Origin of the sequence: uncultured Tyzzerella sp., from assembly GCF_963558545.1 — a bacterium.
Lineage (GTDB): Bacteria > Bacillota > Clostridia > Lachnospirales > CAG-274 > Tyzzerella.
Genome location: NZ_CAUWHO010000005.1, coordinates 69583 through 84380 on the forward strand (window position 1 = coordinate 69583; position 14798 = coordinate 84380).

23 protein-coding genes and 1 pseudogene are annotated in these 14798 nt (G+C 26.0%); 3 read left to right on the forward strand and 21 right to left on the reverse strand.

Features of this window, described 5'->3' with window-relative positions:
* Positions 1–48 precede the first annotated feature (48 nt).
* The 16 genes and pseudogenes from R5Z65_RS00430 to R5Z65_RS00510 form a co-directional block, all read right to left on the reverse strand.
* Positions 49–1788 carry a terminase TerL endonuclease subunit gene (locus tag R5Z65_RS00430; protein WP_317366354.1) on the reverse strand — a complete coding sequence of 580 codons (1740 nt, stop codon included), beginning with the start codon at positions 1786–1788 and terminating at the stop codon, positions 49–51.
* Positions 1769–2149 carry a phage terminase small subunit P27 family gene (locus R5Z65_RS00435; RefSeq protein WP_317366355.1) on the reverse strand — a complete coding sequence of 127 codons (381 nt, stop codon included), beginning with the start codon at positions 2147–2149 and terminating at the stop codon, positions 1769–1771. Before R5Z65_RS00435 ends, R5Z65_RS00430 begins: the two co-directional genes overlap by 20 nt.
* A 229-nt stretch (positions 2150–2378) precedes the next feature.
* Positions 2379–2792 (reverse strand): HNH endonuclease, encoded by a 414-nt coding sequence (locus R5Z65_RS00440; RefSeq protein WP_317366356.1) that lies wholly within the window; start codon positions 2790–2792, stop codon positions 2379–2381.
* A gap of 93 nt (positions 2793–2885) precedes the next feature.
* Positions 2886–3173: a hypothetical protein gene (locus tag R5Z65_RS00445; protein WP_317366357.1), complete on the reverse strand. Its 288-nt coding sequence runs from the start codon at positions 3171–3173 to the stop codon at positions 2886–2888.
* A 423-nt stretch (positions 3174–3596) separates the two neighbouring features.
* A complete protein-coding gene (locus R5Z65_RS00450; protein WP_317366358.1) occupies positions 3597–4022 on the reverse strand; it encodes a DUF1492 domain-containing protein in 426 nt (141 codons plus the stop codon).
* A 14-nt stretch (positions 4023–4036) separates the two neighbouring features.
* A complete protein-coding gene (locus R5Z65_RS00455; RefSeq protein WP_317366359.1) occupies positions 4037–4339 on the reverse strand; it encodes a hypothetical protein in 303 nt (100 codons plus the stop codon).
* Complete coding sequence (locus R5Z65_RS00460; RefSeq protein ID WP_317366360.1) at positions 4332–5558, reverse strand: DEAD/DEAH box helicase family protein; 1227 nt, start codon at positions 5556–5558, stop codon at positions 4332–4334. The genes R5Z65_RS00455 and R5Z65_RS00460 overlap by 8 nt, the downstream gene beginning before the upstream one ends.
* Before the next feature lie 137 nt (positions 5559–5695).
* Positions 5696–6091, reverse strand: a complete 396-nt coding sequence (locus R5Z65_RS00465; RefSeq protein WP_317366361.1) for a Holliday junction resolvase RecU — start codon at positions 6089–6091, stop codon at positions 5696–5698.
* A gap of 199 nt (positions 6092–6290) precedes the next feature.
* Positions 6291–8021: a phage/plasmid primase, P4 family gene (locus R5Z65_RS00470; protein ID WP_317366362.1), complete on the reverse strand. Its 1731-nt coding sequence runs from the start codon at positions 8019–8021 to the stop codon at positions 6291–6293.
* A 44-nt stretch (positions 8022–8065) separates the two neighbouring features.
* Positions 8066–8389, reverse strand: a complete 324-nt coding sequence (locus R5Z65_RS00475) for a hypothetical protein (RefSeq protein ID WP_317366363.1) — start codon at positions 8387–8389, stop codon at positions 8066–8068.
* The gene (locus tag R5Z65_RS00480; RefSeq protein ID WP_317366364.1) at positions 8386–8643 is read right to left on the reverse strand and encodes a hypothetical protein; all 258 of its coding nucleotides are present in this window, start codon (positions 8641–8643) and stop codon (positions 8386–8388) included. Before R5Z65_RS00480 ends, R5Z65_RS00475 begins: the two co-directional genes overlap by 4 nt.
* A gap of 14 nt (positions 8644–8657) precedes the next feature.
* Positions 8658–9332 (reverse strand): annotated as a pseudogene (locus R5Z65_RS10115) (AAA family ATPase).
* Between the two features lie 10 nt (positions 9333–9342).
* A complete protein-coding gene (locus tag R5Z65_RS00495) occupies positions 9343–9864 on the reverse strand; it encodes a siphovirus Gp157 family protein (protein WP_317366367.1) in 522 nt (173 codons plus the stop codon).
* A gap of 247 nt (positions 9865–10111) precedes the next feature.
* Entirely contained in the window at positions 10112–10291 is a 180-nt protein-coding gene (locus R5Z65_RS00500; protein WP_317366369.1) for a hypothetical protein, read from the reverse strand.
* A 68-nt stretch (positions 10292–10359) separates the two neighbouring features.
* Positions 10360–10578 (reverse strand): hypothetical protein, encoded by a 219-nt coding sequence (locus R5Z65_RS00505; RefSeq protein ID WP_317366370.1) that lies wholly within the window; start codon positions 10576–10578, stop codon positions 10360–10362.
* A 54-nt stretch (positions 10579–10632) separates the two neighbouring features.
* Entirely contained in the window at positions 10633–10761 is a 129-nt protein-coding gene (locus R5Z65_RS00510) for a hypothetical protein (RefSeq protein ID WP_317366371.1), read from the reverse strand.
* Positions 10762–10934: 173 nt separating this feature from the next.
* On the opposite strand from R5Z65_RS00510, the gene R5Z65_RS00515 reads away from it, so the two are divergent.
* Positions 10935–11213, forward strand: a complete 279-nt coding sequence (locus R5Z65_RS00515; protein WP_317366372.1) for a hypothetical protein — start codon at positions 10935–10937, stop codon at positions 11211–11213.
* Positions 11214–11250: 37 nt separating this feature from the next.
* Here R5Z65_RS00515 and R5Z65_RS00520 read toward each other — a convergent pair whose 3' ends face one another.
* Positions 11251–11577 carry a hypothetical protein gene (locus R5Z65_RS00520; RefSeq protein WP_317366374.1) on the reverse strand — a complete coding sequence of 109 codons (327 nt, stop codon included), beginning with the start codon at positions 11575–11577 and terminating at the stop codon, positions 11251–11253.
* Between the two features lie 136 nt (positions 11578–11713).
* On the opposite strand from R5Z65_RS00520, the gene R5Z65_RS00525 reads away from it, so the two are divergent.
* On the forward strand, positions 11714–12007 hold the full coding sequence (locus R5Z65_RS00525; RefSeq protein WP_317366375.1) for a hypothetical protein: 294 nt from the start codon (positions 11714–11716) through the stop codon (positions 12005–12007).
* A 27-nt stretch (positions 12008–12034) separates the two neighbouring features.
* Here the strand turns inward: R5Z65_RS00525 and R5Z65_RS00530 are convergent, their stop codons facing one another.
* The gene (locus R5Z65_RS00530) at positions 12035–12235 is read right to left on the reverse strand and encodes a hypothetical protein (protein WP_317366376.1); all 201 of its coding nucleotides are present in this window, start codon (positions 12233–12235) and stop codon (positions 12035–12037) included.
* Between the two features lie 96 nt (positions 12236–12331).
* Between R5Z65_RS00530 and R5Z65_RS00535 the strand changes: the two genes are divergently transcribed.
* Positions 12332–13159: a LexA family transcriptional regulator gene (locus R5Z65_RS00535; RefSeq protein WP_317366378.1), complete on the forward strand. Its 828-nt coding sequence runs from the start codon at positions 12332–12334 to the stop codon at positions 13157–13159.
* A gap of 42 nt (positions 13160–13201) precedes the next feature.
* Here the strand turns inward: R5Z65_RS00535 and R5Z65_RS00540 are convergent, their stop codons facing one another.
* The 3 genes from R5Z65_RS00540 to R5Z65_RS00550 all read right to left on the reverse strand — a co-directional run bounded on the left by R5Z65_RS00540 (position 13202) and on the right by R5Z65_RS00550 (position 14632).
* Entirely contained in the window at positions 13202–13615 is a 414-nt protein-coding gene (locus R5Z65_RS00540) for a protein-export chaperone SecB (RefSeq protein ID WP_317366380.1), read from the reverse strand.
* Positions 13616–13707: 92 nt separating this feature from the next.
* Complete coding sequence (locus tag R5Z65_RS00545) at positions 13708–14220, reverse strand: hypothetical protein (protein WP_317366381.1); 513 nt, start codon at positions 14218–14220, stop codon at positions 13708–13710.
* Between the two features lie 34 nt (positions 14221–14254).
* Positions 14255–14632 carry a hypothetical protein gene (locus R5Z65_RS00550; RefSeq protein WP_317366382.1) on the reverse strand — a complete coding sequence of 126 codons (378 nt, stop codon included), beginning with the start codon at positions 14630–14632 and terminating at the stop codon, positions 14255–14257.
* Positions 14633–14798 lie beyond the last annotated feature (166 nt).

A 14798-nucleotide genomic window follows, 5' to 3' on the forward strand; every position in this document is an offset into this window, starting at 1 on the left:
AGCCTACAAGCCATTTTTATGTGTTTTGGTAAAACACCTTATCCTGCCTTACTGTAAAAAGTCGTCCATTATAGCTAAATAATCATCTATATAACTATCTTCTGTGTGATAATATGCCAATTTAAAAGCACATAGTGTTGCGTCAACAGGGTCAACTCTGCTTGTGCTTTTATCTTTATCTATTTTAATAAGTCCGTTGTTAGTTTTTATGATAGCATTAGCCATTGCATAGTTTAACACAGGGTTATATTCACAAATAACATTGCTACTGTATACCTCTTCCCTAAATCCACTAGTGCTTTCATTTAAAGACTTATGACTTTGGTATACTTCTTCTACTGTATAGCCTTTTTCACTGCACTCAAGCATTAATTTAGATGCGTTGTTTACATCAAAACAAAAACACTCTATATTTAAGCCTTTTTTGTTACAAAAGTCCTCAACATACTTAAGTACAACATTTTGGTCAACAACAGGTGTGTCTGTAATGGTTATATAACCTCTTTCTACCCATAAATCATAAGGTTGTTTGTCTTTTATAATTCTTTCTCTTAACTTTTCTGTGTTTGGTATAAATGAGTGGCTAAAAAGTATATATTTTCTTATGTTATCAATGGTTATAGGCACAATAAAACTGACAGATGTTAAGTCTATTTTTGCCGACATATCAAAACCAACGTATACAGGCTTGTTAGATATATCTATATCCATATAATCTACTGTACAACTTTTCCATTTAGCCATATCAATGTATTTGTTTTCCCCTGCTTGCACCCATAAATTTAAGCATTTTGTTTTAAAAGTGTTCATTTTTTCGGGTATGTCTTTAGCAACTTTAAAATAAGCCTCTAAATCTTCTCTACCTTTTTCATAGCTACACCTTATAGGATTTGCTTTTTCCCATATTTTAGGGTCTGTTATATCGTCATCTTTGTCTATGTCTAAAATATCTACAAAATACCTATCATTTTGTGATATACCCTCAAGAATTTCAACACAGTATTTAAACTCTTGAGTATAACAAGGAGAATTTAAGTCAAAGCCTGCAGTTGTTATAATCATACAAATACCCTCTTTTACATTTGAACCTAGATACAAGTCGTAAAATTCTGTTGTTCGGTGTTGGTGATATTCATCTATAACTAAAACAGCAGGGTTTGTTCCATCTCCTTTTTGCCCATCTTCTTTATTAAGGGGTTTTAAAAAGCTACCTGTCTTTTTATGTATTATCTCTGTTTTTGTTATTTTAAATTTTTTAGCTAAAGGACTACCCCTTAATAAGTTTATACACTCATTAAATATCAATTTAGATTGGTCTTTCTTTACACCTGCACAATAACACTCATAAATCTCCTTATTTTTAGTGCTTTGTGTAGACATTTCATATAAAATACAACCTGCCTCCATTTGTGATTTTGCGTTTTTTCGCCCCACCATTATAAAAGCATTTTTAAACCGCTTATACCCTGTTTTTATATCTCGCCAACCATATATTTGGCAAAGTACAAACTTTTGCCAAGTTGTTAGCTCGATAGGTTGCCCTGCAAGAACCCCTTTGCTATGCCTTAAATAACTAAACCATTTAACTATTTTTTCTGCTTCTTCTTCGTCCCAATAAAAAAAGAAAGTGTCATCACTTTCTATCCTATCAATATCTTTTAAAAATCTTTTACAAACTAATTTATGCTTATAACCACTAATTATAACACCATTAATACAGTCATTTGCATATTGTATTAACTCGTCAAGTATTTTTCTAGGTTTATTTTTAAATATCCCCAAAGTCATCTTCTATATCCTGCCTTTCTTTTGTTGTTTTTCGTACTGCTAGTTTTAACCTACTATCAATGGTTAAACCACATAAACTTGCAAATCTTCTCATCTCATCAGCATATTGTTTCTGTATTTTTATAAGTGGATTTTCAACAATAGTATACGAACCATTTGGAAGCTGCTTTTCAATAGTTAGTTTTCCACTTTCTGCAAGCTCTTTAGTAGCTTTTAAATAAAAAGAATACGCATTACAATACGCCCCAATATTATTAATATCCAAGTTCCCAATTACTTCTAAATCTTCAAAATTTTTTATAATTCTTTGGAATTCTTTTTTTGCAATATTATCAATTAACCATTTAGGGGCTTTTCTCAAATCTTCTCTGCCAACAATTATAAAACTTTCTTATTCTTCTTTTTCCGCAATTTCTTCTTTAGTTAAATTTTTTGTTTGCATACTTGATAATTTTCTCGGTCTGCCTATATAATAACCACCTTTTTATATATTTTTACCGACTTTTTTTTGGATATTGGGAGTTTTGCGTGAACAAACCTCCCTGTGCGGTCTACCGTATTTGACCTATATTTTATCAATACCCCCTACCCTACTTAAAATCTATATTAAACCTTTTAATAAGGGAAAACAATAAATGTTGTACATCTTCTTTATCTTTAGGGCTTTTTTTCATTAAGTTATGTATTATTCTATGGTTTTTCTCTGTCAAATATATTAAATTTGATAAAGATAATCTTTTATTAAAGTCTTCATCTAAAGCTATTATGTGATGCACAACTTCTCCTTGTTCAACTTGCCCTAAAACATAATAGCTATGTATATCTATATAATTAAACTTGTTTTTAATAATATTAGTAGCATCTTGCCAAGCCTTTGATTTATAAAACTTCTTTTCTTTATCATCTTTATAGCTATCACTATTGGTTTTATACTTAGCCTTACAACTACATATTGTGCTATAATCTAATCTAGTCCTACATCTACTACAACGTTTATATATCATATGTTACACCATATAATTCTTTGTATTCTTCCTGTATTCTTCCTAGTATTTCACTTTGAAAATTAAAGCATTGTCTTAATGATATATAATTATTTAAAGAAACAAATTGCAACTTTTGCCGTATAAATATTTATCATCCAAAATCTTCCTTTTTTCTGAAAATTCTGTTTCCAATATGCTATCTATAAAAGCATATTTTTTAATTTTTCTTTTATATTCTTCTAGTATTTCTTTTTCGGCATTCAATAATTCTTCGCAAGACTTGTCATTTTCGCTCAAATGCTTATAATTTAATATTCTTTCATTTAGATAAAATACTTTTTTCTTAGTATTATAATATTCTTTTAATATATTTTGAGCAACTTTCAATTCATTTCTCATACGAATTACTCCCCTATATTTGTAATTTTCACATAAAAAAAGCTAGAACAAGTCTAGCTTTAAAAAAATCCAAATGGAAAAATTAATTTTCTACAATAACATAATATCACATATAAGAGTGCAATGCAGTGCAAAGTTTTATTGAAATATAAAATATTTTATGTTAATATATATTTGTTGTCGCTCCCAATCTGACAACAGAAGGGAGGTGTCATCTTGGATATATTTTTAGACATAGTTGTTTGTATTATCTCTAATGTAGCTACATATTACATATGTAAATGGCTAGATGATAGAAACAATAGCGACAACAAATAGTCTGCTACATAATAAAAGCATAGGAGCTCCCATTCCTATGCTTTTTGTGTCATCTTAGATATATTATTATGTAGTCATTATACTATCAATTTATGTTTATGTCAACTAGATATTATTAAGTTTTGCTATTTCCTTTAAAGCTTCATTATGCCTATAAAAAACATTTCTTCTAGAATAATGTAATATATACATAATATCTCCCCATTTTCTAAACTCTAAATACCTAAGCCTTAATAAAGTCTTTAGAGTATCATCTTCTAGTTTATCTATAACACAAGATATTTCCATTTTTACTTCTTCAATTTTAAAATTATGTAAATCTATATCTTTTTTTAAGCTAACTAAATCTAAGGCTTTGTTTTCAACTTTAGATGTAATTCTACTCGCTTTTATTTCTTCACAAGGTACACTTATAATATCCACTTCTTTTAACTTTTGTTTATATTCCCTTTCTAACCTTTGCTTTATTTTTGTTAGCTTAAAGGCTCTATTTAAACATCTTATTAAATTTTTCTTTTTCTCGTCTAACATATTCCCTCCGTTACTTACTTATCCAAAATATAACTAATAAACTGTAGCAATAAATCAAGATTAAATTCTTTTTTAGCTTTATACTCTTCTTCAAATCGTCCTATAAATTTTATTAAATTATCTTTAGATATAATATTCTTATCTTCTGCAAAACAAACAATATTACAAAACAAACTCCATAAAACATAATCTGAATTATTATTTTTAGCTTCTATACTTTTTAAATTTAGATAATCAAATAAAAATTGCTCTCTAGTTTCTTTAGGCAAATTTTCTGCCTTTTCTATTCTCTTCTTAATTTCTTCTATGTTATCCACTTACATCACACCCACAATTTTTATAAAAACCTTTACGCTTAGTAAAATCTTTATTAGCCTTTATATAGTCATCTACAAAATCATAAACAATAGGTATATCTTTATTTTCAAATACACGCATAACCCTACCTACACTTTGTTGCACTACTGCTTTATCTTTAGAAGATGATACTAAATAAAGCCTATCTAATCTTTGTATATCTAGTCCTTCTTTAGCCAATGAATACGTAGCAAACATATAATTCTTTAAACCTTGTTGCATATCTTTTATGGCATTTTCTCTAGCCTTTTTATTTAGTTTAGAGCTTAATAAAACTGCTTTTTCTTTTTCTGTATCTGGTAGTATATTGTAGATATTTTCTAATTGCTCTATCCTATGACTTAATATTAAGTTATAATTATTTTTATTGTTTAATATATATTTACTTATAATTAAATTTCTATCAGCATTTTGTGATAAATAAGTTAATAGTTTATTGTTATCTATTGTACCGTCTGTAGATAAGCAATCATCTGTTAGCTCTATACCTGTATCTATTTTAACTATTTTAGGATTTATTATTTTAGCTTTTACAAATTCCCTTTTTACTTCATAAGCAACATTACCTAAATAAGCTATTGTCGTTTGTTCTAGTTTATCACTTCTATGTAATGTAGCAGTTAAACCATATTTATGTCTAGCTGCTAAGCTATTTACAACTTTACTAAATTGTTTTAGTTTTGTTGGTGTACCTGCTAATCTGTGGCACTCGTCTACTATTATTATATTAAATTCATATTTTAGGCTTTGTAAATCTAACTTGCTTAATGTTTGTATTGTAGAAAAAGTAATACCATCTTTTATGTCTATTTTCCCGTCTGTAATAGTCCCTAAATACTTGTTATCTATATATTGTTTAGCTCTATCATAAGACTGTTTTAATAAGTCTTTTGTATGTGTTATCCATAATGTTTTATAGCCTAGCTTACAAGCTAAAGCTATACCCATTTGTGTTTTGCCACTTCCAGTAGGTGCAAGCAATATACCATAACTTTTTTTAATCATTTCATATACTGCTACTTGTTGATAATCATATAAAGTTATATTATTTTGAAAAGTAAATACTTTATCATCTGCTAGTTTTATTTGCTTTTTATACAAAGATAAATCAAACTTACTTTTTATCTTAGAAAACAAGCCAACAGGTATTGTCAAGTCTTTTCCATTTTCTTTATACATATATAAATATTTAGGTATATTGCCTGTCCACCTACCAAGTTGTTTTAATGTTTGATATTCTGGATTACTTATAAAAAGATTATCTTTACAATATTTCCTTATATCCTCTAAACAATCTTTAAATGTTATTTCATTACTTATAATAATATGGATAGTAACTCCTCCAATCTTTCAAAACTTGATAATTCATCTTTATGTATTTTATTATCTGTTTTAAGTTTATCCTTTATATAGCTAGCTTCACAAAACTTTATTTCATCATTAAATTTAAAAACAAAAAAGTAATTATTAGACTTAGCTTTTTCTAGTTTTCTTAATGCTTGCATCTGGTTATCTTCTACTCTGCTAAGGCTAAATACATTTCCCTTACAATGTTTACACTCAAAAGCAAAAAATATATATTCTTTAACTGCTATTATATCAAAAGGTTGTCCTGTATATTTGTTAGGTAGGTTGTATACAAACATACCCTTATCTTGTAGATATAAGGCAAATTCTTTTTCAAAATCATTCCCAATTAATTTATTATTCATTGTTTATCCTTTCTAAAAAATCTTATAAGTTTGTTCCAATTTGTTACAGTTTTTATCCTATTGTTATAACTTTTTATTATATATAATTTTATTTATTTTTTTATTTTTATAAATAAAAGTGGAACAAATTGGAACATATAGTAAACAAGCCTATTACAAGGTTTTAAAAGTGGAACAAAAAATGGAACAAATTGGAACATTAGAATACGCAAAATTGCCAATGAAAATTGTTATCTATTCTTATTTTTGTCTTTTTATACCCCTGTTCTTCCATCTTTTTATAAAAAGCATTACGCCCTAAAGACTTAGCTCCTATCTCAACACAAAAATCTTTATAGCTGCTATAGACAAAACTACAAGCTTTTGTATTTATTATTTCTTTATATTCTTCTATAAATTCTATTACTGGGTTGTTGTAACTGTGGTATTCTTTAAGGGCAACATCAACAATTTTAGGCTTAATAAATTCTTTGCTATTCATAACATTTTTTAAATGTATAATAGCCTTATAAAGTATGTATTCTGCTATATCATCTGTGAAATATTGCTCTTTTAAATTTATGTTAGGCCTATTTTTCAAATTAGCTTTAAATGGTATTATAACAAGCCTTCTCCCTAAACCGTCTGATGTATCATTTATTCTAGGTACATCATTTCCTGCCAACAATAGCTTGCCTGTATATCTAAATTCTTCTGGGTCTATATATAATGCTTTACCTATAATAGGCTCTCCTGTAACTATTTTTTTTAAGAGGCCTACCCTTGTTATATATTTGTTGTCTATATCATCACATACAGTAAGCATTTTACCCTTTAAAGAAATTACGTTATATTCTTTTTCTAACTCTTCAAATTCTCTATGTACCACATTATTTTTATTTATAATAAACCCCAAAAAATCAAAAAATGTACTTTTGCCGTTACCACCGCTACCTTGAAGGAAAAAAGTTTTACCTAAAGGGTTGCTCCTAAATAGAGTGTACCCTATAACTTGATATAAAAGTTCTTCTATCTCTTTGTCATTATCTGCCCATATAGATATTAAGCTATCTGCCTTTGTTTTTGTTTCTTCACAAAATGTACTTTTAAAATTATGAAGTATTTTTGTAATTATAATCATACTTTCACTAAAAGGCAATAAAATACTGTTTTTTATATCATAAATACCATTTTTAAACATTATATAATTGCTACTACTATGCTCTTTTTCTGTTACATAAGCCTTTAAATATTGGTAATATTCATTCCTTTTATTTTTAGTTGTATTATATACCTCTTTCATAACTATTTTGTTAAAATTTTCAATGCTCAATGTAGGATAATATTTTTCATCTTCTAAATAATAATGCAGTGAATTATCTATACTTATTATTTTATACTTTTCTATTAAGTATAAAGAAAATGCTTCCATATCAAGCTCTTTAGAGCTTATTTTCCCTTTTTTCATATCAAAATTATGATTGTTTGCTTTTACAAAACTATTTATATACTCATCTAAAAGTTTTTCTAAATCTTCTAAATTACTTTTATAATACTCTAAGTTTTTGCCTTTTCTAGTAAATACTTTCCAAGCATTTTTATCTACCTTAATATAATTCTGTTTAAAAATATTTATTATTTTTTCATTATTATACTTATTAAGACAAGGTAAATACATAAAATTACTTACATAACTTGCATCTGCTTTTATAGTCCCATTCTCATTAATACCTTTATTAATGTACAATGAATTTTCAACAGTAAATTTAATAAAATTATCTATGTTTTCATTTTTATCTAAAAATATAGCAGAATATCCTAGTGCATATATTAATAGTCTTATTTCTTCATCATCAACTATAAAAACATATTGTCTTTTTAATGGTTGCTCATTACTTATTAAGTTTTTATAGTATTCAAATTGATTAAAATTTGCATTAATATTTATCACTCCTTTGTAAAAAATAAGGGTAGGTAAACCCTACCCTATGATAATTAAAATGGCAACTTATCATCTTCTACATTTTCTTCTATGCTGTAAAAACTATCATCATCTTGTTTTTTAGGTGCATCTTTTAAAACTTTTTTATCTAAAATAGGCAAGTCCTTTTTATCTGTAGATGATATAAATCTTAATTTAGTTACAGACTTAACTTGATTGTCATTACCTAAGTACTCTTCTTCTCCAAATCTACCTAAAAACACTTTTCCTTTTAATACTTCACTGTCAAATCCATTTTCACCATCTATTTTTATGTTGTTAGATTTTTCAATAGAAGTTAAGACACCTTTATAAAATTTAAGAGATACCCCTGTCATATTTTGATAAAATACCCCTTTAAAAGTTGTATTATCATCAAGTTTTCTTTAGCTTCAAAGCTTTGCCTATAATAGTCTTTAAAGTCTCCCTCTGCTATGTCAAACTGTAATATTAGCATTGGGTTACCACTTTTATTATTTTCACATTTAGCATTTAATATTTTGCATATATAATTACCTGCCTCTAATTTATTGCTTTCACCCATTACTGCTGTTTTTTCTTGTTCATAACCTTTTATACCTTGTATTTTCATTGTAATATTTCCTCCTAATAATCTTTTAATGCTTCTAATACTTTTGTAATATCATTTTCTATTTCATCTACATCAAAAGCACCTTTAGGAGTTTTACAAGTAGATTTATCTGCCCTAGTTTTAAATATGTAATTACCATTTGTCTGCATTGCCCATAATACTGTTGTCATTTTACTTTCTAATAATATTTTACCTAGTTTATTTCCGTTTGTTTTTATTCTAGTCATTATTTCTCCACTATCATCTCTATCTGTTTGAGAGTGTGCTATAAATATTACTGTTAAATCGTCTCTAAAATCTAGCGGAATATCTACTATTTCCCATACTGACTATTCTAAATCTTGCCATTTATCATAGCATTTTTCTTTGCATCTTCTCATTTCATCTGCAACCATAATGCCATTTAATGTATCAACCACTATAGTTTTAATGTGTTTCATATCTTTTGGGCTACCATCTCTTAACTTTATTATACCTTTGTCAATCTGTTTTAAAATATTAAGTATTAATCTAGCATCATCTGATTTTATATAGTTTAAACTCTCTGTACTATAATGCCCTCTCCACCCTTTCCAACTTAAGCCCTTTTTGTCTGCATCTATATAAAAAGTTGTTTTAGGGTCAAGATTTTGCATACTTGTAGTTTTACCACTGCCACTTTCTCCCATTATCCCTATTACTTTTGCCATAATATACCTCCTACTTAATGACTAAAAATTTACTTTCTTTTAATTTTGCAAAATCAAGATTTTCTCCAGATTGTAGTTTTCTTTTAATTTTGTCTTTATCTGGTTTAATCTCAATGCTAGCTAAATCTTGTTTTAATGCTTTTTCACAGTCTAAAACTTCTACAGAGATATTTTTACTTTGATATATAGTAAAAATATCATTTTTAAATCTAGGTATATCTGCAAGTTGCATAGCTTCTAGCAATGTATCTTTTATACATTTTTCATTACTCTTGCTTGATTTAATTTTACTCTGTAATCTTTCAAGCTCTTCTTTTAAAAACTTCTCTTGTCCTTCTAATAATGACCTGTTATAAGCTAAATTTTTACATACTTTAGCATAGCTATATGCTTTTTCTTCTAAAGAAAAATCTATACTTTCTTTAGTATCTTTTAACATTTGTTCAAATAATTCTTTTGGCATTTCTTCATCTGATGACATTTCAAATAATGTATTGTAGTCTCCCATTATTTCATAAATCGTTTGTTCCATAAATTTACCTCTTTTCTTTTTGTAAAATCTGTGTTATAATTAAATTAATTTTTATTTTATGTATGGGTTGCTCATAGGATTTACTAAGGGCAACCCTTTTTGTTTTCTCAACATATTTAAAATTCTATTAATCATTTCCCATTTTTCCCAATTTTTCATTTTGTATCTCCTTTAAAATATTAATTTTCCTATAAAGTATCCTAAAAAATAACATACTATTACTGCTAAAGATAACATTAAGCTATCTTTAAAGGTTAAATATTTTTTCATTGTTTATAACCTCCATACCTTTGGCATTAATAACTTTTAATACATTTCCATACCATTTTTGAAATCTACCTGTTAAAACCATAGCTTCCCTATTGTGTTTAGCAAGTAAAGGTATTTCCATACCATTTAGTAATTTAACTAAATAAATTTTATACATATTTTTATCTCCTTTTGTATTTTAATATTTTATTTTTATAGCTTGTACTACATAATAAGCCTAAAGGCTTATTTCTTTTCAATTATTTCTAAATCAAATCCATTTTTATTAGCATAATATTCTGCACATCGTAACATCATCTTATTCTGTGCTTCTTGCCATATTTCTGCATACTCTGGCTTTACAACACCATCTACATCTTTTATTAATATAGGTGTTACTGTTCCATCTTCATTTTTAACATTTAAAAATGATTTAACTTTTAAGGGCTCTCTTTTTCTACCCATACTATCAACTCCTTTTTTATAAATTTATTAACTTTACAATTTGTCCTATTCTTATTATTTAGCAATAGCTATACCTATTGCTACATTTTTTATATCTCGTACTTTTTCTTCAGATACATTTTGCAATAATTCTATAATAGTCAATATATCTAACATCTTTTTAGAATTTTTATTTGTTTTCATAAAAACTCACTCCTTTTATTAATTCTTAAAATATTTTATAATTACTTTTGTTAATTACACTACTTTTTTAATCTTTATTGTAAATATTTTCCTTTTCTTGTATAATTATTGTATCCATATTTTAAAACTGCCATTTTATTATATGGAAATATACAAGAAAAGGAGGTGTACATATGAATATTCAACAAATTATTGATGAGCTTGATGATACTTTGTTAGATTTATTAAAAGAAACATACAATTTCCATTTAAAAGGTAAGCCTTACAGCTATATACCTATGAATGGGGAAGGAACTAGTAAGTTTTTTACTAACAGTCTAAATGCTCAAGAATTAGTTAATTTAGGCTTGGTAACTCCTATAAATAATGTTGGAGTTAAAGAATTCACTTTTAATGGACCATTATCTTTTTCTATAACAAAACTAGGTATAGAAGTAATTGAAAGTTTATAATTCCCAAACCACCCGTAAGGGTGGTTTTATATATTAATTAATCTAGCATTTCAAAAATATGACAGTCTTTATGCTTATGGCCTTCTTTAGCTTTTTTCACCTTTATATTTTTATACCCCATAAATTCCGTTTTGGATGTCACAAAAAAGTTAATATATGTTCCTGCGTCTATTTTATCAATTTCATCTTGTTTAAAATTATGTTTAAGTTTGTATCTTTCGCCACAGCTGTGAAACCAATCCCTATTAATAAGAATTTCTACAATATATATATAATCTTTATCTATATCGTAAATAATTCCTGTGCGATGGGAAAATTTATGTGGATGCAATCTAAAGTCTTCCAAAGTTTTTATTTTTTCCATAAACTCACCCCCTTTCAATTTTCAATGTTATCTTATTTTTATTGTAAATATTTTCCTTTTCTTGTATAATTTTAGTATCTACATTTATATGTGCTAGATATAGGTGTAGAAATATACAAGAAAAGGAGGTGTACATATGTCTAATACTTACAATGTTACATTAATTTATAAAGAAAATATCATTATTACAGTTGAAAATGCTACAGAATACATATTATTACAAGATGAATATAAAAATGATAGCTCCTTTCCACTAATGTCAAAATTCAGTATGCCTATAGGAGATACCTATCTTAGAAAAATTTTAATTACTGATAATTATAATAGCAAAACTCTTGATGTTGTTAATGTAATAATATTTAAAATTCCTAATGGTGAACAAGCTGTAACAACAAAAGATTTATTAAGTATAAGTATTACAAGAAATTAGTATTTAGCCACTTAAAAGTGGCTTTTTCTATTTATTTCTAAATGTTACACTAGCCAATTGTTTTTCTATTCTTGAACACATATCATATAAAATTTGATTATTTATACCATTTCCTAAACTTTCTATTTTTTCACAAAAATATAGTATAGTTTCTCTTGCTATTTCATTTAATTTTTCTGATTGTTCTTGTGTAAAAAATTTACTTTCATTATTAAAGTTTATCAACATAACTTTTTACCCCTTTCTTAATATTTATTTTTCAATGTACTAACAACAATATTTTTTCTATTTGCGTGATAATATATAGAAAAAGGAGGTGAATATGTGAATAAAAGACTAAAAGAATTGAGAAAAAATATTCTAAACTTAACATTAAAAGATTTTGGAAATGAGATTTCTCTAAGTCCTGGTGCTTTAGGAGATATTGAAAACGGTAGACGTATATTACAAAATAGACATATCAAACTCATATGCCAAACATTTAATGTCAATGAAGATTGGTTAAGAAATGGAGTAGAGCCTGTTTTTATTGAGTCTAAAGAAAATAATAAAACTGTAACAGATGTACTAAAAGAAAACGGCGTCAAACCTATGGTTCTTGAGATAGTAGAAAATTATTTAAAAATGACTGATGAAAATAAAAATATATTTGATGGTTATCTTAAAGCCCTTGTTGGTTTAGATAAATATAATGAAGCTGCTAAAAAAGTTAAAGAAAATAAAGAATTATTAGAAGAGCTTAGCATAACAACAGATTCTAATATTATCAATATTGAAGAAGTTAAAGAAATAAAATTATATGATACACCAGTATCAGCAGGAAAAGGCTATTTTATTAGTGATTATGAAGATTATGAGATAGTTAATGTAGATTTAAAACTTGTACCACAAGCTAGAAGATGTGATTTTGCTTTACGCGTTCGTGGGGATAGTATGGAGCCTAATTACTATGACGGGGATATAGTTTTTATTAAAGAGCAACCAAGCCTTGATAATGGACAAATAGGTATATTTATTTATGATGGAGAAGCTTATATAAAAAAATACTCTATTCAAGATAATGGTATATATCTAGTATCCTTAAATAAAAAGTATAATCCTATTAAACTTGACGAAAACTCTTGTATTAAAATTTGTGGTTTAGTTTTATAAATTTATACACAAAAAAAAGACTTAGTTTAAAACTAAGTCTTTTTAAATTTGTTCATTCTCAGTAAAGTTCACAAAAGGTATATTGTAAGGTGGTAGACCACTTTGCTGTGTTATATTAGCAATAATAGGCCTTGCATATGACAATAATAATGCTGGTGAATTAATATTTAATAATTTTTTAGCATCATCATTACTTATTGATTTTTGGTCCCATTCAAATAAAGCAACTATATCTAAATCTAAATTAAATAAATCATCTTTATTTTTTTCTGGATTAACACTTATTGATAACTTTACTGCACAAGGTGAAGAAATATTATCATTATTTGATATTATCTCAACATCCATTTTATTTTTAATTTCTACTTCAAAATTATCTTTTATATTTTCAAAATTTACTCTATAATCTAACTTCAATAAAGTAGGATTTTTAAATTGAAACTCACTTTTTTTCATAATATATAATCACTCCATTACTATAGCTATAATATATCAAATTTTAACTTGCACAAACATTTTTTTAATTCTATTTACAAATAATCAACATCTTATTTTAGGAAAAATAAATCCTTATTTTTTGAATCGTTAACTTCAATAAAAAAATTACATAAATTTTTATTTTCATACTTATTTGAATTAGTAATTTCTTCTTTAAAAAATGATTTCCCACTTGATAAAATCTTTGAAAGTTCTAATTTATATGTTTGATAATATAATGCATCTAATAAATTATTTCTAAAAATATTTTTATCTTTAGATGTTTCTTTATCATCTTTTAAAAGTCTTATCTCATTAAAATAATCATAGCTTATTAAAACATTCATTATTTCTTCTTTCGTCAATCCTTTTTTTTCAAAATCAGTATAAACAATATCACTTATAGTATTGTATATTTCTTTTCTTGTTTCTGCAGTATCATCTTTATTAACAATGTACAATATCTCAATACTCCCAGGAATTTCTTCAGATTCTTTTAATTCAAATCTTACATTTTCTAATTTTTTATTATTTTTTAAATACTGATTTATAAGCTTATTTAATTTTAAATTTAATTTACCCATAATATTTCATTCCTCATTTCCACTTATCCTATAACTAAATATATATTATTTTATCCAAATCATTATATGTTAATTCAGCATAATCCGCATCATTTTTAGAAATACCTTCATCTAAATAGTCAGCCTTTATTCTTAATTTTTTTAAATCATTTATTTGATTTCGTATATCATTTATTTCTTTTTTAGTTTTATTTGGATTATTTTGAATAAAAATATTTAAAAATAATTCTCTATTTTTTACATGTGGGTCATCATTTGAAAATGTTTTTTTATTATTTCTTAAAATATATACCATCATTTTTTGATAAATACTATAATAAAATCTGCTAACTGAAGCATTATAGCGTTCTTTTAATTTTAATTCATAGGCAGCATTTTTATTTTCTAAATACTTATCATTAATCTTTTGCAAAATATATACCTCCTTTTTAAATAGATAACTCTTTTTAATATTATTCTATTATATTATATTATGTCAAAGAAAAATATCTTGTATTTATATATATAATAATATATAATATATATTATTATATATATAACTATAATTTGTATGTATAATTTTTTCATATAGGAGGATA